The following is a 20272-nucleotide window of genomic DNA, read 5'->3' as shown; positions in this document are numbered from 1 at the left end:
CGCCGGGACCTGCGGCGGGCGCGGGGTGGTGGGTGTGGTGGTGGTGCGCGTACGCGGGCGGGACGGCCCGTGAGAGCGCTCTCTCAGCATCTGCCACGCATGGGCGGCTGTCAATGGACGGCGGGTCGGCGCAGTTTCATACGCCACACCGTATGAACTTGCAGAGGGGGATCATCGACTGCTAGCGTTCGTTGCATAGTCATGCGGAGGTGAGTATGGGCATCCGGGTCGCGGTCGCCGGCGCGAGCGGCTACGCCGGTGGTGAGCTGCTCCGGCTGCTCGCCGGGCACCCCGAGTTCGAGCTGGTCGCCGCCACCGCGCACGCCTCGGCCGGCCGGCCCGTCGCCGCCGTACACCCGCAGCTCGCCGGGCTGGACCTGGTCTTCGGCGCGACCGACCCGATCACGCTGGCCGACGCGGACCTGGTGTTCCTGGCCCTGCCGCACGGCCGGTCGGCGGCCCTCGCCGCCGCCCTGCCCGCCGCCGTCAAGGTGGTCGACCTCGGTGCCGACCACCGGCTGCGCGACGCCGACGCCTGGGCCCGCTACTACGGCGGCGACCACGCGGGCGCCTGGACCTACGGCCTGCCCGAGCTGCCCGGCCAGCGGGCCGCCGTCGCCGCGGCCGACCGGGTCGCGAGCACCGGCTGCTACGCGGTGGCCACCACCCTGGCCCTCGCCCCGCTGATCGCGGCCGGCGCCGTCCTCCCCACCGACGTGGTGGTGGTCGCCGCCTCCGGCACCTCCGGCGCCGGCCGGGCCGCCAAGCCCCACCTGCTCGGCAGCGAGGTGATGGGCGACCTGTCGCCCTACAAGGTCGGCGCCCACCAGCACGTGCCGGAGATCAAGCAGGCCACCGGGGCGACCAGCCTCTCCCTCACCCCGGTCCTGGCCCCCATGCCGCGGGGCATCCTGGCCACCGTCACCGCCGTCCCCGCCGGCGCGGCCGATCCGCGCGCGGTGCTCGCGGCGGCGTACGCGGACGCGCCCTTCGTGCACCTGCTGCCCGAGGGGACGTGGCCGCACACGGCCGCCACCGCCGGCGGGAACTCCTGCCACCTCCAGGTCACGGTCGACGCCGACTCCGGCCGGGTGATCGTCGTGAGCGCCATCGACAACCTGGGCAAGGGCGCGGCCGGCCAGGCCGTGCAGAACGCCAACCTCATGTTCGGTCTCCCCGAGACCACCGGCCTGTCGACCTTCGGAGTCGCGCCATGACCGTCACCACCCCCCGGGGCTTCCGCGCCGCCGGCGTGGCCGCCGGCCTCAAGGCCAGCGGCGCGGGCGACGTCGCCCTCGTCCTCAACGACGGCCCCGACGCCGGGGTCGCCGGCGTCTTCACGGCCAACCGGGTCAAGGCCGCCCCGGTGCTCTGGACCCAGCAGGTCGTCCGCGGTGGCGTGGTCCGCGCCGTGGTGCTCAACTCCGGCGGCGCCAACGCCTGCACCGGCCCGGCCGGCTTCCAGGACACCCACGCCACCGCCGAGCACACCGCCGCCGCGCTCACCGCCAGCAGCCCCCGGCTCATGGTCGGCGCCGGCGAGGTGGCGGTCTGCTCCACCGGCCTGATCGGCGAGCGCCTGCCCATGCAGAAGCTCCTCCCGGGCGTCCGCGGCGCGGTGCGCGCCCTGTCCCGCGACGGCGGCCGGCCGGCCGCCGAAGCGATCATGACCACCGACACCCGGCCCAAGACCACCGTGGCCCGGGGGAGCGGCTGGACCGTCGGCGGCATGGCCAAGGGCGCCGGGATGCTCGCCCCGGCCATGGCCACCATGCTCTGCGTGCTCACCACCGACGCGGTGGCCGGGCCGGAGACCCTGGACGCCGCGCTGCGGGCCGCCACCCGCGTCACCTTCGACCGGGTCGACTCCGACGGCTGCATGTCCACCAACGACACCGTGCTGCTGCTGGCCAGCGGCGCCGCCGGCATCGAGCCCACCGCCGCCGAGCTGACCGCCGCGGTGACCGCCGCCTGCCACGACCTGGCCCAGCAGCTGATCGCCGACGCCGAGGGCGCCACCAAGCAGATCGCCATCGAGGTGGCCGGCGCCGCCGACGAGGACGACGCGGTCGAGGTGGGCCGCTCGGTGGCCCGGAACAACCTGGTCAAGACCGCCCTGTTCGGCAACGACCCGAACTGGGGGCGGATCCTCGCCGCCGTGGGCACCACCGCCGCCGCGTTCGAGCCGGACGGCGTGGACGTCGCCGTCAACGGGATCTGGGTGTGCCGGGGCGGCGCCGCCGCCGAGGACCGGGCCAAGGTCGACCTCAGCGGCCGCGACGTCACCATCCGGATCGACCTGCACGCGGGCGACGCCGAGGCGACGATCTGGACCAACGACCTGTCGCACGCGTACGTGCACGAGAACTCGGCGTACTCCACATGAGCCGCCTCACCGCCGACCTCACCCGGGCCCAGGCCAAGGCCGAGACGCTCATCGAGGCCCTGCCCTGGCTGGCCCGCTTCTCCGGCGCCACCGTCGTGGTCAAGTACGGCGGCAACGCCATGGTCGACCCCGAGCTGCAGCGGGCGTTCGCCGCGGACATGGTCTTCCTCCGGTACGCCGGCCTCAAGCCGGTCGTCGTGCACGGCGGCGGCCCGCAGATCTCCGCCATGCTCGGCCGGCTCGGCATCGCCAGCGAGTTCAAGGGCGGCCTGCGGGTCACCACACCCGAGGCCATGGACGTCGTCCGGATGGTCCTCGTGGGGCAGGTGGGCCGGGAACTGGTCGGCCTGGTCAACGCCCACGGCCCGTTCGCGGTCGGCCTCTCCGGCGAGGACGCCGGCCTGTTCACCGCGGTGCGCCGCCCCGCGTACGTGGACGGGGAACCGGTCGACGTCGGGCAGGTCGGCGACGTGGAGTCGGTGGACGTCTCGGCGGTGGCCGACCTCATCGCGGCCGGCCGGATCCCGGTCATCTCCACGGTCGCGCCGGACGCCGACGGGGTGCTGCACAACCTCAACGCCGACACGGCCGCCGCCGCGCTCGCCGTGGCCCTCGACGCGCGCAAGCTGGTCGTCCTCACCGACGTGCCGGGCCTCTACGCCGACTGGCCCGACACGGCCAGCCTGGTCAGCGAGATCACCACCGACGACCTGGCGAAGCTGCTGCCGTCCCTGGAGTCCGGGATGGTCCCGAAGATGGAGGCCTGCCTGCGGGCCGTGCGCGGGGGAGTGCCCGCCGCGCACGTCGTCGACGGCCGGGTCGCCCACTCGACGCTCCTCGAAGTGTTCACGTCGGAAGGATTCGGCACGATGGTGATCGACTCATGAGCACGCTGGTCGAACGCTGGTGCGTGGCCATGATGGACAACTACGGCACCCCGCCGCTGGCGCTCGTCTCCGGCTCCGGCGCCGTCGTGGTCGACGAGGCCGGCCGGGAGTACGTCGACCTGCTCGGCGGCATCGCGGTCAACTCCCTCGGCCACGCCCACCCGGCCGTGGTGGCCGCCGTGTCCCGGCAGGTCGCCACCCTCGGGCACGTGTCGAACCTGTTCGTCGCCGAGCCGCCGGTGGCCCTGGCGGAGCTGCTGCTGGCGCTGGCCGGCCGCCCCGGCCGGGTGTTCCTGGCCAACTCGGGCGCCGAGGCCAACGAGGCCGCGTTCAAGCTCTCCCGGCTCATCGGGCGCACCCACGTGGTGGCCACCCACGGCGGTTTCCACGGCCGGACCATGGGCGCCCTGGCGCTGACCGGCCAGCCCGCCAAGGCCGACCCGTTCCGGCCGCTGCCCGGCGAGGTCACCCACGTGCCGTACGGCGACGCCGCCGCCCTGGCCGAGGCGGTCACCGACGCCACCGCCATGGTGATCGTCGAACCGATCCAGGGGGAGAACGGCGTCGTCGTCCCGCCGCCCGGCTACCTGGCCGAGGCCCGCCGGATCACCGCCGCGCACGGCGCGCTGCTGGTGCTCGACGAGGTGCAGACCGGCGTCGGCCGCACCGGGCACTGGTTCGCCCACCAGGCCGACGGCGTCGAGCCGGACGTGGTCACGCTGGCCAAGGGGCTCGGCGGCGGGCTGCCGCTCGGCGCCTGCCTGGCCTTCGGGCGGGCCGCGGACCTGCTCACGCCCGGCTCGCACGGCACCACGTTCGGGGGAAACCCGGTCAGCTGCGCCGCCGCGCTCGCCGTGGTCGCCACCATTGCCAACGAGGGGCTGCTCGACCACGTGAAGCGGGTCGGGGAGCGGCTGCGGCGCGGCGTCGAGGGGCTCGGGCACCCGCTCGTGGCCGAGGTCCGCGGCGCCGGCCTGCTGCTCGGCATCGTGCTCGACGCGCCGGTCTCCGGCGCGGTGACCGGCGCCCTGCGCGAAGCGGGCTTCCTGGTCAACCCGGTCCAGCCGGGCGTGGTCCGGCTCGCGCCGCCGCTGATCCTCGACGCCGGGCAGGTCGACGCCTTCCTGGCCGCCCTGCCGGCCGCCCTCGACGCCGCCGCCCCCGCACCCACCGCCACGGAGGTCCCCGCATGATCCGGCACTTCCTGCGGGACGACGACCTCGCGCCCGCCGAGCAGGCCGCCGTGCTCGACCTGGCCGCCCGGATGAAGGCCGACCGGTTCGCCTACACGCCCCTCGCCGGGCCGCGGTCGGTGGCGGTGCTGTTCGACAAGCAGAGCCTGCGCACCCGGATCTCCTTCGACGCGGGCATCGCCGAGCTGGGTGGGCACCCGCTCGTGGTGGACACCCAGGTCACCCACTTCGGCCGCGGCGAGACCCTCGCCGACGCCGGCCGGGTGCTGTCCCGCTACGTCGCCGCCATCGTGCTGCGCACCCACGGCGACGACCGGATCGCCGAGGTCGCCAGCCACGCCACCGTGCCGGTGGTCAACGCGCTCACCGACACCTACCACCCCTGCCAGCTCCTCGCCGACCTGCTCACCGTCCGGGAACGCTTCGGCGCCACCGCCGGGCGCACCCTGGCGTACGTGGGGGACGCGGCCAACAACATGGCGCACTCCTACCTGCTGGCCGGGGCGACCGCCGGGATGCACGTGCGGATCGCCGGCCCGGCCGGCTTCCAGCCCGACGGCGAGATCGTCGCGCGGGCCGAGAAGATCGCCGCCGGCACCGGCGGTTCGGTCCGGGTGCTCACCGACCCGGTCGAGGCGGCCCGCGCCGCCGACGTGATCGCCACCGACACCTGGACCTCGATGGGCCAGGAGTCCGACGGCCAGGACCGGATCACCCCGTTCCTGCCGTACCGGGTCGACGGCGCGCTGCTCGGCCACGCCGCCGCCGGGGTCATCGTGCTGCACTGCCTGCCCGCCCACCGGGGCGAGGAGATCACCGACGAGGTGCTCGACGGGCCGCACAGCGCCGTCTTCGACCAGGCGGAGAATCGCCTGCACGCCCAGAAGGCGCTGCTGACGTTTCTCCTGCAGGCATCCGCGAGCGCGAGGAGTGAGCTTGCGAGCCCCGCAGTCGCGACCAAGGAGGCTCTGTGACCGCCCCGCTGACCCGTGCCGCCCGGCACGGCCGCATCGTCGAGCTGATCCGCGACAAGGCCATCCACTCGCAGACCGAGCTGGCCGACCTGCTCGCCGGTGACGGCATCCAGGTCACCCAGGCCACCCTCTCCCGGGACCTCAAGGAACTGGGGGCGGTCACCGCGCGCGGCGGCGACGGGCGCGGCGTCTACCTGATCCCGGAGGACGGCCACCGGCCGCTGCGCGAGGCCGAGGCGGCACCGGCCCGCCTCGTCCGGCTGCTGCGCGAGCTGCTCAACGGGGTCGACTCCAGCGGCAACATCGCCGTGCTGCGCACCCCGCCGGGCGCAGCCCAGTACCTGGCCAGCGCGTTGGACCGAGCGGGCCTGTCCGAGATCGTCGGCACCATCGCCGGCGACGACACCATCCTCGTCGTGGCCCGCGAGGCCGTCGGCGGCGCCGCGTTGGGCGAGAAGCTCGCCGCGTGGGCCCGCCGGGAAGAGAACGTTGAAGGGAGCACCACACCATGACCGAGCGGGTCGTCCTGGCGTACTCCGGGGGTCTCGACACCTCCGTCGCCATCCCCTACCTGGCCGAGCAGACCGGCGCCGAGGTGATCGCGGTGGCGGTCGACGTCGGCCAGGGCGGCGAGGACCTCAACGCCATCCGGCAGCGCGCGCTGGACTGCGGCGCCGCCGAGTCCGAGGTGGTCGACGCGCGCGACGAGTTCGCCGCCGAGTACTGCCTGCCGGCGATCCGGGCCAACGCCCTCTACATGGACCGCTACCCGCTGGTCTCCGCGCTGTCCCGGCCGCTGATCGTCAAGCACCTGGTGGCCGCGGCGAAGAAGCACGGCGGCACCATCGTGTCGCACGGCTGCACCGGCAAGGGCAACGACCAGGTCCGGTTCGAGGTCGGCCTGAACGCGCTCGCCCCCGACCTGAAGATCATCGCCCCGGCCCGGGACTTCGCCTGGACCCGGGACAAGGCGATCGCCTTCGCCGAGGAGAAGGGCCTGCCGATCGACGTGTCGGCGAAGTCGCCGTACTCCATCGACCAGAACCTGTGGGGCCGCGCCGTGGAGACCGGCTTCCTGGAGGACATCTGGAACGGCCCCATCGAGGACCTCTACTCCTACACGGCGGACCCGGCGCAGGAGCGCGACGCCGACGAGGTGGTCATCACCTTCGACGCCGGCGTGCCGGTCGCCGTCGACGGTGAGACCGTCACCCCGTACCAGGCGATCCTGGAGCTGAACCGGCGCGCCGGCGCCCAGGGCGTCGGCCGGCTCGACATGGTCGAGGACCGCCTCGTCGGCATCAAGAGCCGCGAGGTCTACGAGGCCCCCGGCGCGATCGCGCTCATCGCCGCCCACCAGGAGCTGGAGGCGGTCACCGTCGAGCGGGACCTGGCCCGGTTCAAGCGCGGCGTCGACCAGCGCTGGGGCGAGCTCGTCTACGACGGTCTCTGGTTCTCGCCGCTCAAGAAGTCGCTCGACGCGTTCATCGACGACGCCCAGCAGCACGTCTCCGGCGAGGTGCGGCTCACCCTGCACGGCGGCCGGGCCACCGTCACGGGCCGGCGCTCCGAGGCCAGCCTCTACGACTTCGGCATGGCGACCTACGACACGGGCGACACCTTCGACCAGTCCCTCGCCAAGGGCTTCGTGCAGCTCTGGGGCCTGCCCAGCAAGATGGCCGCCGCACGGGACGCCCGGCTCGGCGGGCCGCGGTCTTGACCTTCACAATGGGTGGGGTGGACGACAAGAGCCTGACCGAGAACAGCGCACCCGCCAACCGGACGAGCCTCTGGGGAGGCCGGTTCGCCGGCGGCCCCGCCGAGGCGCTCGCGCGGCTGTCGGTGAGCGTCCAGTTCGACTGGCGTCTCGCCCCGTACGACATCGCCGGCTCCCGGGCGCACGCCCGGGTCCTGGCCGGCGCCGGCCTGCTCGACCCCGCGGAGCTGGGGAGGATCCTGGCCGCGCTGGACGACCTGGAGGCCGCCTGCGCCGCCGGGACGTTCCGGCCCACGATCGACGACGAGGACGTGCACACCGCGCTGGAGCGCGGCCTGCTGGAACGGCTCGGCAGCCTCGGCGGCAAGCTGCGGGCCGGCCGCTCCCGCAACGACCAGGTCGCCACCGACCTGCGGCTCTACCTGCGCGACCACGCCCGCGGCGTGGCAGCCCGGCTGGTCGAGCTGGCCGAGGCCCTGGTGGAGCAGGCGGAGCGGCACGTGGACACGGCCGCGCCGGGCATGACCCACCTCCAGCACGCCCAGCCGGTCACCTTCGGGCACTGGCTGCTCGCCCACGTGCAGCCGCTGCTGCGGGACCTGGAACGGCTGCGCGACTGGGACCACCGGTGCGCCGTCAGCCCGCTGGGGGCCGGCGCGCTCGCCGGCTCCGGCCTGCCGCTGGACCCGGTGGCGGTCGCCAAGGAGCTGGGCTTCCGCACCTCCTTCGCCAACTCGATGGACGCGGTGGCCGACCGCGACTTCGTGGCCGAGTTCCTCTTCGTCACCGCGATGATCGGCGTGCACCTGTCCCGCCTCGGCGAGGAGGTGGTGCTCTGGACGTCGCAGGAGTTCGGCTGGGTCGAGCTGGACGACGCGTTCGCCACCGGGTCGTCGATCATGCCGCAGAAGAAGAACGCGGACATCGCCGAGCTGGCCCGGGGCAAGTCCGGCCGGCTGGTCGGCGGCCTGATGAGCGTGCTCACCATGCTCAAGGGCCTGCCGATGACCTACGACCGCGACATGCAGGAGGACAAGGAGCCGGCCTTCGACGCAGTCGACACCCTGGAGCTGCTGCTGCCCGCCCTCGCCGGGATGATCTCCACGATGACGGTCCGGGTCGACCGCCTGGTGCCCGCCGCGCCGGCCGGCTTCTCGCTCGCCACCGAGGTCGCCGACTGGCTGGTCCGGCGCAACGTGCCGTTCCGGGAGGCGCACGAGATCACCGGCCGGCTGGTGGCGCTCTGCGTGGCCCGCGACTGCGCCCTGGACGAGGTCTCCGACGACGACCTGGCCGCGGTCAGCGAGCACCTCGACCCCTCGGTGCGCGACGTGCTGTCGGTGCGCTCGGCCCTGGCCGCCCGGATCACCCCCGGCTCCACGGGCCCCGGGCCGGTGGCCGACCAGCTCGCCACGGCCGCGGACAAGCTGGCCGGCTGGCGGGACTGGACCGCCGAGCGGGTCGTGCCCCGCTGAACGCGACGCCCCGCGCGGTGGCCCCGGCCGCCGCGCGGGGTCAGGCCGTCGGCCGCTCGCGCTTGGGCAGCTTCGCCACCACCGCGTCGTACGACCCGTCGACCGCCTCGATCAGTTCGTCGTCCGGGATGCCCCCGCCGAGCCGCAGCGTGTTCCAGCCCGACCGGCCGATGTAGGGGGAGGAGCGGGCGTCGTCGGGGAACCGGTGCAGCCACTCGTCGGCCACCTCCCGGGACGGGCCGCACTTGAGCCCCACCCGGGCCTCGCCCTCGGGCGCGCCGAGGAAGGCGAAGATCCGGCTGCCGACCTTGACCACCTCGTCGCCCTCCCACGGCCGGTCCAGCCAGGCGCCCGGCTTGGCCAGGCAGTAGGACAGCATCTCCTCGCGCGTCATCGCATCCCTCCCGTGCCGTTCACCGGGACAGTCTCACCCGCCGCTGTGACAGTCGCCGGGCGCCGCCACCTCGGGCGGTCCACGGTCGATCGAGGTCAGTCGCCGGTGCCGGTGCGCACGGTGAGCCGCTCGTAGCGCTGCCGGGCCGCCTGCGCGCTGCCCAGCCCCAGCCCGAACGCGATCGCCTGCCAGGTCAGACCCCGGCCGCGGGCCACCTGCAGCAGGCCCGCCTCGAGCGCGTCGACCTCGGCGCGCACGTGCGGGATCAGGGTCAGCGCGGCCATGAGGTCGGCGTGGTCGACCGCCTCCTCGCCCTCCGCCAGCTCCGCCCCGCCCGCGAGCGCCATCACCAGCGTCGCCGCCTCGTAGGCGTCGGGAACGTCGGGGTGCGCGTAGCGCCGGCGGCGGGCGTCGGTGCCGGCGTGCCGCTCGGCGATGCGCAGGAGCGCCGCGTAGTTGCGGTGAGCCCGGGCCTGGGCAGCATCCGGAGCGGTGAACGGGTCGTTGTCCATCGTGACCATGTCGTCGATTCCACACCTTTGAACGACATTTTGTCAACAGCCCGTTGAAAGCAATTCGTGCTCACCTCTCCGATCCGGCTAGGGTTTCCCGGTGACCGCGACCGACCTCTCCGCCCTCTCCGACCTGCTCGCCGGCCCGGTGGTTCCCGCCGCCCGGGGATTGCTCGGCTGCCGGCTCACCGGGCACGGGGTCACCGTCCGGATCACCGAGGTCGAGGCGTACGCCGGCACCGCCGGCGACCCGGCCTCGCACGCCCACCGGGGCCGCACCCCGCGCAACGCGGTGATGTTCGGCCCGGCCGGGCACGCCTACGTCTACTTCACCTACGGCATGCACTGGTGCGTGAACGTGGTGACCGGACCGGACGGCGAGGCCTCGGCGGTGCTGCTGCGCGCCGGTGAGGTGGTCGACGGTCTGGACGTCGCGCGGGAGCGCCGCCCGGCCGTACGCCGGGACACCGACCTCGCGCGCGGGCCCGCCCGGCTCTGCGCGGCGCTTAGCATCGACCGGTCGGTCTACGGCGCCGACCTGCTCGGCGACGGTCCGGTGCGGCTGCGGCCCCCGCTCGCTCCGGTGCCCGAGGCCGCGGTGACCGCCGGCCCCCGGGTCGGTGTCACCGGCGCCCACGACGTGCCGTGGCGCTTCTGGATCGGGGATGACCCGACGGTGAGCGCGTACCGCCGGCACGTGCCCCGCACCCGCCGCTGACCCGGCCCCGGCGAGCCGGGGGTGAATCCTGTCGGTGGGTGTGGCCATAATCACGGCACCCGTCGATGAGGGAGGACCGGCATGACGACGCTGCTCGCGATCGGCACCGGCAAGGGACTCTTCCTGGCCACCAGCTCCGACCGGCGCGACTGGGCGGTGAGCGGCCCGCACTTCCCGATGACCGGGGTCTACGCGGTCGCCGTCGACAAGCGCCCCGGCCGCCCCCGGCTGCTGGCCGGCATGACCAGCTCGCACTTCGGCCCCAGCGTGGCCACGAGCGACGACCTGGGTGGCTCCTGGCACGAGCCGAACCAGGCGCCGGTGGCGTTCCCGGCCGACACCGGGGCCAGCCTGGGGCGGGTCTGGCAGCTCACGCCGGCCGGCCCGGACCAGCCCGACGTGGTCTGGGCGGGCACCGAGCCGTCCGCGCTGTTCCGCTCCGAGGACGGCGGGCGCAGCTTCAGCCTGGTCCGCGCGCTCTGGGACCACCCCCACCGCGAACAGTGGGGCGCCGGCTTCGGCGGCCAGGCCGTCCACAGCGTGCTCCCGCACCCGGGCGACGCGGGCCGGATGGCGGTGGCGATGTCCACGGGCGGGGTCTACCGCACCGAGGACGCGGGAGCGAGCTGGGCCCCGGGCAACACCGGGATCCGGGCCTACTTCCTGCCCGACGAGTGGCCCGAGTTCGGCCAGTGCGTCCACAAGATCGCCCGGGACGCCGGCGACCCCGAGCGGCTCTACGCGCAGAACCACCACGGTGTCTACCGCTCCGACGACGACGGGCGCAGCTGGACCTCGATCGCCGCCGGTCTGCCCAGCGACTTCGGCTTCCCGATCGTGGCCCACCCGTCCCGCCCCGGCGCGGTCTACGCCTTCCCGCTGACCGCCGACGGCGAGCGGTTCCCGACCGACCGGCGCTGCCGGGTCTACCGTTCGGCCGACGCGGGCGCGAGCTGGGAGCCGCTGACCGCCGGCCTGCCCGACGGGCCGTTCTACCCGGCGGTGCTGCGCGACGCCATGTGCGCCGACGACCACGACCCGGCCGGGGTCTACTTCGGCACCCGTTCCGGCGAGGTCTACGCCAGCGCCGACGAGGGCGACTCCTGGTCGCTGGTCGCGGCGCACCTGCCGGACGTGCTCTGCGTCCGGGCCGCGGAGGTCTGAGTGGTCACCGTGCTGCTGCCCGGCCCGCTCCGGTCCGAGGCGGGCGGGGAGAGCCGGCTCACGGTGGCCGCCACCGGCACCCTGCGGGCGGTCCTCGACGAGGTGGCCACGACGTGGCCCCGGCTGGCCCGCCGGATCCGCGACGAGCGCGGCGACCTGCGCCGCTACGTCAACGTCTACGTCGACGGCGAGGACTGCCGCCACACCGGCGCCCTGGACACCGAGGTCCCCGAGGGCGCCGAGATCCAGATCCTCCCCTCGGTGGCTGGCGGCTGACCCCCGGATCGCGGTGGGGTGGGCCGCACGGGGACCGGTCGGGCGTGGAATAGTTGCTTCGTCAAATATGTTGTGCGGAGCGATTCCGGGCCGGGGGGTCCGGACCCCACGCGAGGAGCTGGTCATGCAGTTCGGAGTCTTCACCGTCGGCGACGTCACGGTCGACCCGACCACCGGGCGGCTGCCGTCCGAGCATGAGCGGATCAAGGCCATGGTGGCCATCGCGCTCAAGGCCGAGGAGGTCGGGCTCGACGTGTTCGCCACCGGCGAGCACCACAACCCGCCGTTCGTGCCGTCGTCGCCCACCACCATGCTCGGCCACATCGCGGCCCGCACCGAGCGGCTGCTGCTGTCCACCGCGACCACGCTGATCACCACCAACGACCCGGTGAAGATCGCCGAGGACTACGCGATGCTCCAGCACCTGTCCGACGGCCGGGTCGACCTCATGATGGGCCGCGGCAACACCGGCCCCGTCTACCCCTGGTTCGGGCAGGACATCCGCAACGGCATCCCGCTCGCCATCGAGAACTACGACCTGCTGCACCGGCTGTGGCGGGAGGACGTGGTCGACTGGAAGGGCCGCTTCCGCACCCCGCTCCAGTCGTTCACCGCGACGCCGCGCCCGCTCGACGGCGTGCCGCCGTTCGTCTGGCACGGCTCGATCCGCAGCCCGGAGATCGCCGAGCAGGCCGCGTACTACGGCGACGGCTTCTTCGCCAACCACATCTTCTGGCCCAAGGAGCACACCCAGCGGATGGTCGCCCTCTACCGGCAGCGCTACGCGCACTACGGCCACGGCTCCGCCGACCAGGCCATCGTCGGCCTCGGCGGCCAGGTCTTCATGCGCAAGAACTCGCAGGACGCGGTCCGCGAGTTCCGGCCGTACTTCGACAACGCCCCGGTCTACGGGCACGGGCCGTCGCTGGAGGAGTTCACCCGGGAGACCCCGCTGACCGTGGGCAGCCCGCAGCAGGTCATCGACCGCACGCTGGGCTTCCGCGAGTACGTCGGCGACTACCAGCGCCAGCTCTTCCTCATGGACCACGCCGGGCTGCCGCTGAAGACCGTCCTGGAGCAGCTCGACATCCTCGGCGAGGAGGTCGTCCCGGTGCTGCGCAAGGAGTTCGACTCGCTGCGCCCCGCGCACGTGCCCGAGGCGCCGACCCACGCGTCGCTGCTGACCGCGGCCGGCGGCGGCAAGGACAGCACGGTGCACGCCGTCGACGACGTGACCGGCAAGGCGCCGGAGGAGGACCGATGACCCACCGCACCCTGGCCGTGGTCTCGGCCGGCCTCGGCCAGCCCTCGTCGACCCGGCTGCTCGCCGACCAGCTCGCCGCGGCCGCCCGCGACGAGCTGGTCCGGCGCGGCGCCGAGGTGGAGATCCGCACGGTGGACCTGCGCGAGCACGCCCACGACGTGGTCAACCACCTGCTCACCGGCTTCCCGCCGGCCGCCCTGCGGGCGGCGCTGGACACCGTCGCGGGCGCGGACGGGCTGATCGCGGTCACCCCGATCTTCAACGCCTCCTACAGCGGCCTGTTCAAGTCGTTCTTCGACGTCGTCGAGAAGGAGGCGCTGGCCGACCGGCCCGTGCTCATCGGGGCCACCGGCGGCACGGCCCGGCACTCGCTCGCCCTGGAGCACGCGGTCCGGCCGATGTTCGCGTACCTGCGGGCGGTCGTGCTGCCCACGGCGGTGTTCGCCGCGCCCGAGGACTGGGCCGGCGACGGCGACGACAGCGCGCTGCGGGCCCGGATCAGGCGGGCCGGCATCGAGCTGGCCGACCAGGTGGACCGCCGCCCGGCGGCGACCGGGCCGGCCGACCCGTTCGCGCTCACCACCAGCTTCGAGGACCTGCTGGCCGGCCGCGACCCGGCCTGAGCCCGGCGGCGACCCGGCGGCCGGTCAGCCCGGCGGCGACCCGGCGGCCGGCCGGCGACCTCAGTCGTCGACCGGCTCGTACGGGTGGGCCACCAGCACCGGGCAGTGGGCGTGCTGCACCAGCGCCTGGCTGACCGAACCGAGCAGCAGCCCGGCGAAGCCACCCCGGCCCCGGGAGCCGACGACGACCAGCGCCGCCTCCCCGCTCGCCTCGATCAGCGCCTGCTCCGGGGACTCGCCCCGCATGGGCCGCTCGGCCACACTCAGCACCGGGTGGTCCGTGCGGATCCGGGCGGCCGCCCCGGCCAGCAGCTCCGCCGACTCGGCCTGCGCGGCGGCGGTGGCCTCCGCCGCCGCGTCCGGTGCCACCGCGCCCCGCTCCGGCGTGCGGACGTGCACCAGCACCAGGTCGGCGTCCCGGCGGACCGCCTCGTCGGCGGCGAGCCGGACGGCGTACCCGGCCGACTCGGACCCGTCCATCCCGACCAGCACCGGCCCCCGCACCGGGATCGGCTGCTCCGCCGGGCGGACCACCAGCACCGGGCAGTGCCCGTGCTGCGCCACCTGGTTGCTCACCGAGCCGAGCAGCAGGCCGGCGAAGCCGCCCACCCCCCGGCTGCCGACCACCACGAGTTCCGCCCGGCGGGACTCCTCGATCAGGGCGGCGCCCGGCCCACCGGCCACCTGACGCACCTCCGCCCGCAGGCCCGGATGCCGGTCGACCAGCTCGGTGGCCACCTGCTCCAACATCTTCTGCGCCTCCTCGGTGGGCGCCGGCACCCCGAGGTCGTACGGGTTGAGCGGCACCCCGTAGCCGAGCGGGTGCAGGTAGCCGTGCACCAGGCGCAGCGGCCGGGACCGCGCCACGGCGGCCCGGGCGGCGTGTTCGGCGGCGGTGAGGCTGGTCGACGATCCGTCGACCCCCACCACGACAGGTCGGTTCATCGGCATCCCTCCGGTCGGCTCCGCCCATTGTCGACGACGACCCGGCCCGCGGCGCCCGAACCGCCGGCCGCACGCGTCCCGGGTGGGGCCGCCGGAGCCCTACCGGTACCCGGCTCCGCTCCCGCCGACCGGCTCACCTGCCTCGTGCCGGCGGACGACCAGATCGTCCACCTCCAGCCGGCCGATCCGCAGCTCGCGGATCACCGCCCGGCGCACGGCCAGCCGCGCGATCATCAGCCGGCCGATCGCCACGGCGCCGACGGCCGCCGCGGCGAGCGCCAGCGGCGCGGCCGCCGTCGGGCCCAGGGCCCGCGGGCCGGCCGCCGTCGGGCCGACGACGGAGGCTCGGACGGTACGCATCGGGAACACCCGGCTCCGCGGGCGGTGCAGCATCCTGTTCATCCGTGGATCCTCTGCTCCCACCCGTGTCGTCCGGCACCGACTTCGGCGCCGGTCCATCGCCCGGGTGACGCGACACCGCCGGCCGGCGGACCGCCTCCTGCCGGCGCGAGCGGGCGGCGGAGCCGGGCCGGGCCCGACGTCCCGGGTCCGTCGGTGGTCCCGCGTATCCTCCGGCGATGACGAGTGAGGTGCGGCTCCGCCCGGTACGCGACGAGGACCTGCCCGCGTTCTTCGCCCACGAGCAGGATCCGCAGGCCACCTGGATGGCCGCCTTCGGCCCGAAGGACCCGGCCGACCGGGCCGCCTTCGACGCCCACTGGGCGCGCATCCGGGCCGACCCGCGCATCGTCCTGCGGACGGTGACGGCCGGCGGCGAGGTGGTCGGGCGGGTGGCGGCCTTCCCGGTGGGGGAGCGCACCGAGGTCAGCTACTGGATCGACCCGGCCCGCTGGGGCCGGGGCCACGCCACCGCCGCGCTCGCCGCGCTGCTGCGCGAGCTGCCGCGGGGGCCGGTGCACGCCCGCGCCGCCAAGGACAACGCCGCCTCCCTCGCCGTCCTGCGCAAGTGCGGCTTCGTCGTGGTCGGCGAGGACTCGGGGTACGCGGAGAGCCGCGGCGCCGAGGTCGAGGAATACCTCCTGGAGCTGCCCGCCGCGCCGGCTGACCAGGGCGACCACTAGTCTCCCCGGGGTGAACTGGCTGGAACTCGTCGGCTGGGCCGGCTCCGCGCTGCTGGTCTGGTCGCTCCTGCAGACCCGCATCCTGCGGCTGCGCGCGCTGAACCTGCTCGGCTGCCTCATCCTGATCGGCTACAACGGCGCCGTGCACGTGTGGCCCATGGTCGGGCTCAACGTGGTGCTCGCCGTGATCAACGTCTGGTACCTGCGGTCGATGCTCGCCACCCGTCACGACGCGCAGACCTACGAGGTGGTCGAGGTGGGCACCGGCGACGCCTTCCTGGCCCACACCCTGCGGGTGCACGCCGCCGACATCGCCCGGTTCAACCCCGACTTCCGCTGGGACCCGGCCGCCGCCGACCGCTCGGCGTTCCTGGTGGTCCGCGCCGACGAGGTGGTCGGCGTGGTGGTCTCGCACGCCGAGGCCGGCGGGGTGGCCCAGATCGACCTCGACTACGTGACCCCGCCGTTCCGCGACTTCACCCCCGGCGAGTTCGTCTACCGGCGCAGCCGGCTGTTCACGGACCGCGGCTTCCGCCGGGTCGTCAGCCCGCGCGGCATGGTGGCCCCCTACTACCACCGGCTCGGCTTCCGGCCGGAGGGCGACGCGTACGTGCTGGACCTGCCCGCCCCCGCCTGACCCGCGACCGGAGGATTGCGCGGCCCGCCCGCGGGGCACTGAGGGGCGACGCCGCCCGGGTCACGGTCGGCGACGGGCGGCCGCCGGGGCCGGCCCGGGTCGGGTCGAGGGGGAGAGAAGCGGGCGTGCAGAGCTACTGGAGCCAACTGGCCCTGGTCGGAGTTCTGGTGATCGTCAACGCGGCCTTCGCCGGCAGCGAGATGGCCCTGGTCTCGCTGCGCGACAGCCAGCTCCAGCGGCTGGAACGCGGCAGCCGGGCCGGCCGCACCCTGGCCCGCCTGGCCAAGGACCCCAACCGGTTCCTGGCCACCATCCAGATCGGGATCACCCTGGCCGGCTTCCTGGCCTCCGCCGCCGCGGCGGTGTCCCTCGCGAAGCCCCTCGTGCCGCTGCTCGGCGTGTTCGGCGACGCCGCCGAGACGGTCGCCATCGTCGCGGTCACCCTGGTGCTGACCTTCGTCACCCTGGTCTTCGGCGAGCTGGCCCCCAAGCGGATCGCCATGCAGTCCGCCGAGCGGTGGGCGCTCGTCGTGGCCCGCCCGCTCGACGTGCTGGCCAGCGTCACCCGGCCGGCGGTCTGGGCGCTCGGCGCCACCAGCGACCTGGTCGTCCGCCTGTTCGGGCTGAACCCGAAGCACGAGCCGGACGAGATCGGGCCGGACGAGCTGCGCGACATCGTGGCCGGCAACCACGGCTTCACCAAGGAGCAGCGGACCATCATCGCCGGGGCCGTGGAGATCGCCGACCGGCAGCTGCGCGCCGTGCTCGTACCCCGGTTGCAGGTCTTCACGCTGGACAGCGGGACGACCGCGGAGGCGGCCCGGCTGGTGCTCGCCGCGACCGGCCACTCGCGGGCGCCGGTGGTCCGGCACGGCGGCCTGGACGACGCGGTCGGGGTGATCCACCTGCGCGACCTGGTCGGCGTCCCCGACGACCGGCCGGTGGACGAGATCGCCCGGCCGCCCATGCTGCTGCCCGACTCGCTGCCGGTGGTCGACGCGCTGCGCCAGTTCAAGGCGGAACGCCAGCACATCGCGCTGGTGGTCGACGAGCGCGGCGCGGTCGACGGCATCGTCACCCTGGAGGACATCCTCGAGGAGATCGTCGGCGAGATCTACGACGAGACCGACCGGGACCTCGGCTCGATCCGCACCGAGGAGGACGGCACGCTGGTGCTGCCCGGCACCTTCCCGGTGCACGACCTCACCGACCTCGGCGTCGAGCTGCCCAACCGGCCGCCCGGCGACTACACCACGATCGCCGGGCTCGTGCTCATCTGCCTCGGGCACATCCCCACCGTGGCGGGGGAGCGGGTCCGAGTCGACGGCTGGGACCTGGCCGTCGGCGGCGTCGACCACCACGCCATCACGGAGGTCCGGGTCCGCCGGCACGCCCGCCGCGACCGCGCCGAGGACGCGCGGGACGCCGAGCACGCCGACGCCGACGACACGCCGGTGTTCGACGAGGCCCGCGGCTGACCCTCGGCGGCGCCCGGCCGCTCACCGCCGCGATCTGGTGCGGACAGCCGGCGATCAGGCAGAGGTGAGGTTCTGCAGCCGTACCTGGCCGCGCGACACCAGCCGGCCACCCTCGTCGGTGATCTCCACGAGCCAGAGCTGCTGGCTGCGGCCGCGGTGGATCGGGGTCCCGACCGCGGTCAGCTCGCCGTCGCGGACGGCACGCAGGAAGTCGGTCTGGTTGGACACCCCGACCACCTTGCCCTTGTCACCCAGCCACAGGGCGCCGCCGATGCTGGCCGCCGTCTCCACGACCGAGCAGTAGACCCCGCCGTGCTGGATTCCGTACGGCTGGTGCAGCTCCGGACGGACCTGCCAGCGGATGACCACCCGGTCTCCGCTCACCTCGTCGAACTTCAGGCCCAGCAGGGCGACGAAGCCCCCGGTCAGGTCCGGCGTCTCCACGGCGGCCCCCTCCTGTCGGTGGAGCCGCCAGCCTAGTCGCCGGCCGTCGGCAAACCCGGTACGGGCCGGGGCCGGCGATGGGGGAGAATCGGTGACCGTGACGGACAGCAACCTCCCGCCGGGGCGGGACTCCCTGACCGAAGACCTGCGGTGGCGGGGCCTGATCCAGGACTCGACCGGCCTCGACGAGCTGCGCGCGCTGCTCGACGCCGGGAGCACCACCTTCTATGTGGGCTTCGACCCGACGGCGCCCAGCCTGCACGTCGGCAACCTCATGCAGGTCGTCATGGCCCGCCGGCTCCAGCTCGCCGGGCACCGGCCGCTGCTGCTCGTCGGCGGCGCCACCGGTCAGATCGGCGACCCGAAGGAGAGCGCCGAGCGCACGTTGAACCCGCCCGAGGTCATCGCCGGGTGGGTGCAGCGCATCCGCGACCAGCTCGCGCCCTTCGTGACGTACGAGGGGGAGAACGCGGCACGGCTGGTCAACAACCTGGACTGGACCGGCGAGATGTCGGTGGTCGAGTTCCTCCGGGACGTGGGCAAGCACTTCCCGGTGAACAAGATGCTGGCCCGCGAGGTGGTGAAGGCCCGGCTGGAAACGGGCATCAGCTACACCGAGTTCAGCTACCAGCTGCTCCAGGCAAACGACTTCTTCGAGCTGCACCGCCGGCACGGCTGCCAGCTCCAGTACGGCGGCTCGGACCAGTGGGGCAACATCACCGCCGGCGTGGACTACATCCGGCGCCGCGGCGCCGGGCCGGTGGAGGCCTTCACCACCCCGCTGGTCACGAAGTCGGACGGCACCAAGTTCGGCAAGAGCGAGACCGGCGCGGTCTGGCTCGACCCGGAGATGACCAGCCCGTACGCCTTCTACCAGTTCTGGGTCAACGCCGACGACCGGGACGTTCCCCGCTACCTGCGCTACTTCAGCTTCCGCTCCCGCGAGGAGCTGGAGGAGCTGCAGAAGGCCACGGCGGAACGCCCGCAGGCGCGGCTCGCCCAGCGGGCCCTCGCCGAGGAGCTGACCGCCCTGGTGCACGGCGAGCGGGAGATGGCCCAGGCGGTCGCGGCGAGCCAGGCGCTCTTCGGCCGCGGCTCGCTCGACGAGCTGGCCCCGGAGACCCTGCGCGCCGCGCTCACCGAGGCTGGCCTGGTGCACCTCGACGAGTTGCCCGACGTCGCGGGCCTGCTGAAGGAGTCGGGCCTGGTGCCCAGCATGAAGGAGGCCCGGCGGGTCATCGCCGAGGGCGGCGCGTACGTCAACAACGTGCGCATCGCCGAGATGGACGCGACGGTGTCGCCGGCGGACCTCCTGCACGGCCGCTACCTGGTGCTGCGCCGCGGCAAGCGCAACTTCGCCGGCGTTGAGCTGGGCAGATAGCCTCACGTCGACGGTGTGACGCGGGACGCGCCCGGCGGATTTGACGATCAATCCGCCGGGCGCGTAACTTTCTCTCTGCCAGCGCGGAACGGACGAAACAGGGCGAAAGACCTGGAGGCCGGAGCGCGGGAATGACGACCGGGTGAGGATGGTTGACTCCATCGGACCCTGGACCGGGCGGTGCCCCGGATTCGCCGGGAGGCGGATTTGGCGAGGCGGAACCGACCGGGTAAGGTTGTCGACCGCGGCAGGGACACGGACGAACGAGCGGGAAACCGTAGCGGCCGTCCTGCCGAAACCCACGAAGCGCCCGGCGCGAGCCGGTCGAATAGTGGTACCCGGTAAATGGATGGAAGCATGACAAACCGCGAAACAGCGGTTTGACACGGCAGAAACCACCGGGTAACGTAGTAAAAGTGCCCGGCGCGGGAGCGGCGGGTGTAGGACGAACGAAATGCCCCGGGACGGGGTCCTGCTGGTGCGGGGTTCCGGATGGTGTGTGGTTGTTCTTTGAGAACTCAACAGGGTGCTTGATAAGCCAGTGCCAAATTGATTTATACCCCGGACTGGCGGCTCTTCTTTGGGAGGGTCTGCTGGTTGGGATTCCTTTGGCAACACTTTTGTTGTCAGGATGATTGTTCAGCAAAGATTTTTGTTGGAGAGTTTGATCCTGGCTCAGGACGAACGCTGGCGGCGTGCTTAACACATGCAAGTCGAGCGGA

The 20272-nt window shown here is 73.9% G+C and carries 22 protein-coding genes and 1 rRNA gene; 18 read left to right on the top strand and 5 right to left on the bottom strand.

Annotated features, from left to right (window positions below):
* Positions 1-215: 215 nt before the first annotated feature.
* The 8 genes from argC to argH are packed head-to-tail and all read left to right on the top strand — an operon-like array spanning position 216 to position 8632.
* Entirely contained in the window at positions 216-1217 is a 1002-nt protein-coding gene (argC, locus tag F8274_RS20820) for an N-acetyl-gamma-glutamyl-phosphate reductase (RefSeq protein ID WP_151464053.1), read from the top strand.
* On the top strand, positions 1214-2386 hold the full coding sequence (argJ, locus tag F8274_RS20815) for a bifunctional glutamate N-acetyltransferase/amino-acid acetyltransferase ArgJ (RefSeq protein ID WP_151464051.1): 1173 nt from the start codon (positions 1214-1216) through the stop codon (positions 2384-2386). Before argC ends, argJ begins: the two co-directional genes overlap by 4 nt.
* Positions 2383-3273: an acetylglutamate kinase gene (gene argB, locus F8274_RS20810; RefSeq protein ID WP_151464050.1), complete on the top strand. Its 891-nt coding sequence runs from the start codon at positions 2383-2385 to the stop codon at positions 3271-3273. The genes argJ and argB overlap by 4 nt, the downstream gene beginning before the upstream one ends.
* Positions 3270-4466: an acetylornithine transaminase gene (locus F8274_RS20805; protein ID WP_151464049.1), complete on the top strand. Its 1197-nt coding sequence runs from the start codon at positions 3270-3272 to the stop codon at positions 4464-4466. The genes argB and F8274_RS20805 overlap by 4 nt, the downstream gene beginning before the upstream one ends.
* Positions 4463-5440 (top strand): ornithine carbamoyltransferase, encoded by a 978-nt coding sequence (gene argF, locus F8274_RS20800; protein WP_151464048.1) that lies wholly within the window; start codon positions 4463-4465, stop codon positions 5438-5440. The genes F8274_RS20805 and argF overlap by 4 nt, the downstream gene beginning before the upstream one ends.
* A complete protein-coding gene (locus F8274_RS20795) occupies positions 5437-5952 on the top strand; it encodes an arginine repressor (protein WP_151464047.1) in 516 nt (171 codons plus the stop codon). The genes argF and F8274_RS20795 overlap by 4 nt, the downstream gene beginning before the upstream one ends.
* Complete coding sequence (locus F8274_RS20790; RefSeq protein WP_151464046.1) at positions 5949-7160, top strand: argininosuccinate synthase; 1212 nt, start codon at positions 5949-5951, stop codon at positions 7158-7160. The genes F8274_RS20795 and F8274_RS20790 overlap by 4 nt, the downstream gene beginning before the upstream one ends.
* A gap of 8 nt (positions 7161-7168) precedes the next feature.
* Positions 7169-8632, top strand: a complete 1464-nt coding sequence (argH, locus tag F8274_RS20785; RefSeq protein WP_151464045.1) for an argininosuccinate lyase — start codon at positions 7169-7171, stop codon at positions 8630-8632.
* Positions 8633-8672: 40 nt separating this feature from the next.
* Here argH and F8274_RS20780 read toward each other — a convergent pair whose 3' ends face one another.
* Together F8274_RS20780 and F8274_RS20775 are read right to left on the bottom strand one after the other, a co-directional pair.
* Entirely contained in the window at positions 8673-9026 is a 354-nt protein-coding gene (locus tag F8274_RS20780) for an MmcQ/YjbR family DNA-binding protein (RefSeq protein WP_151464044.1), read from the bottom strand.
* A 95-nt stretch (positions 9027-9121) separates the two neighbouring features.
* Positions 9122-9547, bottom strand: coding sequence for a DNA-binding protein (locus F8274_RS20775; protein ID WP_151464043.1), 426 nt, complete (start codon positions 9545-9547; stop codon positions 9122-9124).
* Positions 9548-9638: 91 nt separating this feature from the next.
* Between F8274_RS20775 and F8274_RS20770 the strand changes: the two genes are divergently transcribed.
* The 5 genes from F8274_RS20770 (at position 9639) to F8274_RS20750 (ending at position 13583) form a co-directional block, all read left to right on the top strand.
* On the top strand, positions 9639-10256 hold the full coding sequence (locus tag F8274_RS20770; RefSeq protein ID WP_151464042.1) for a DNA-3-methyladenine glycosylase: 618 nt from the start codon (positions 9639-9641) through the stop codon (positions 10254-10256).
* 81 nt (positions 10257-10337) lie between these two features.
* Positions 10338-11420 (top strand): exo-alpha-sialidase, encoded by a 1083-nt coding sequence (locus F8274_RS20765; RefSeq protein WP_151464041.1) that lies wholly within the window; start codon positions 10338-10340, stop codon positions 11418-11420.
* The gene (locus F8274_RS20760; protein ID WP_151464040.1) at positions 11421-11696 is read left to right on the top strand and encodes a ubiquitin-like small modifier protein 1; all 276 of its coding nucleotides are present in this window, start codon (positions 11421-11423) and stop codon (positions 11694-11696) included.
* Positions 11697-11820: 124 nt separating this feature from the next.
* Positions 11821-12960: an LLM class flavin-dependent oxidoreductase gene (locus F8274_RS20755; protein WP_151464039.1), complete on the top strand. Its 1140-nt coding sequence runs from the start codon at positions 11821-11823 to the stop codon at positions 12958-12960.
* A complete protein-coding gene (locus tag F8274_RS20750; RefSeq protein ID WP_151464038.1) occupies positions 12957-13583 on the top strand; it encodes an FMN reductase in 627 nt (208 codons plus the stop codon). Before F8274_RS20755 ends, F8274_RS20750 begins: the two co-directional genes overlap by 4 nt.
* Positions 13584-13643: 60 nt before the next feature.
* On the opposite strand, the gene F8274_RS20745 is transcribed toward F8274_RS20750, so the two are convergent.
* Together F8274_RS20745 and F8274_RS20740 are read right to left on the bottom strand one after the other, a co-directional pair.
* Positions 13644-14534 carry a universal stress protein gene (locus F8274_RS20745; RefSeq protein WP_151464037.1) on the bottom strand — a complete coding sequence of 297 codons (891 nt, stop codon included), beginning with the start codon at positions 14532-14534 and terminating at the stop codon, positions 13644-13646.
* Between the two features lie 93 nt (positions 14535-14627).
* On the bottom strand, positions 14628-14888 hold the full coding sequence (locus F8274_RS20740) for a hypothetical protein (protein ID WP_192579908.1): 261 nt from the start codon (positions 14886-14888) through the stop codon (positions 14628-14630).
* A 218-nt stretch (positions 14889-15106) separates the two neighbouring features.
* Here F8274_RS20740 and F8274_RS20735 point away from each other — a divergent pair, with 218 nt between their 5' ends.
* The 3 genes from F8274_RS20735 to F8274_RS20725 all read left to right on the top strand — a co-directional run bounded on the left by F8274_RS20735 (position 15107) and on the right by F8274_RS20725 (position 17725).
* Positions 15107-15610 carry a GNAT family N-acetyltransferase gene (locus F8274_RS20735; RefSeq protein ID WP_151464036.1) on the top strand — a complete coding sequence of 168 codons (504 nt, stop codon included), beginning with the start codon at positions 15107-15109 and terminating at the stop codon, positions 15608-15610.
* A gap of 10 nt (positions 15611-15620) precedes the next feature.
* Positions 15621-16247, top strand: coding sequence for a YgjV family protein (locus F8274_RS20730; RefSeq protein ID WP_151464035.1), 627 nt, complete (start codon positions 15621-15623; stop codon positions 16245-16247).
* Positions 16248-16372: 125 nt separating this feature from the next.
* Positions 16373-17725: a hemolysin family protein gene (locus tag F8274_RS20725; protein WP_151464034.1), complete on the top strand. Its 1353-nt coding sequence runs from the start codon at positions 16373-16375 to the stop codon at positions 17723-17725.
* A 54-nt stretch (positions 17726-17779) separates the two neighbouring features.
* On the opposite strand, the gene F8274_RS20720 is transcribed toward F8274_RS20725, so the two are convergent.
* Positions 17780-18169, bottom strand: a complete 390-nt coding sequence (locus F8274_RS20720) for a PaaI family thioesterase (RefSeq protein ID WP_151464033.1) — start codon at positions 18167-18169, stop codon at positions 17780-17782.
* Positions 18170-18266: 97 nt separating this feature from the next.
* Between F8274_RS20720 and tyrS the strand changes: the two genes are divergently transcribed.
* Complete coding sequence (tyrS, locus tag F8274_RS20715) at positions 18267-19550, top strand: tyrosine--tRNA ligase (RefSeq protein WP_151464052.1); 1284 nt, start codon at positions 18267-18269, stop codon at positions 19548-19550.
* Between the two features lie 652 nt (positions 19551-20202).
* Positions 20203-20272, top strand: a 16S ribosomal RNA gene (locus tag F8274_RS20710); the annotation flags it as partial.

This window comes from Micromonospora sp. AMSO31t, assembly GCF_008868175.1.
Taxonomy (GTDB): domain Bacteria; phylum Actinomycetota; class Actinomycetes; order Mycobacteriales; family Micromonosporaceae; genus Micromonospora.
This window is presented reverse-complemented; position numbering and strand designations above follow the sequence as displayed.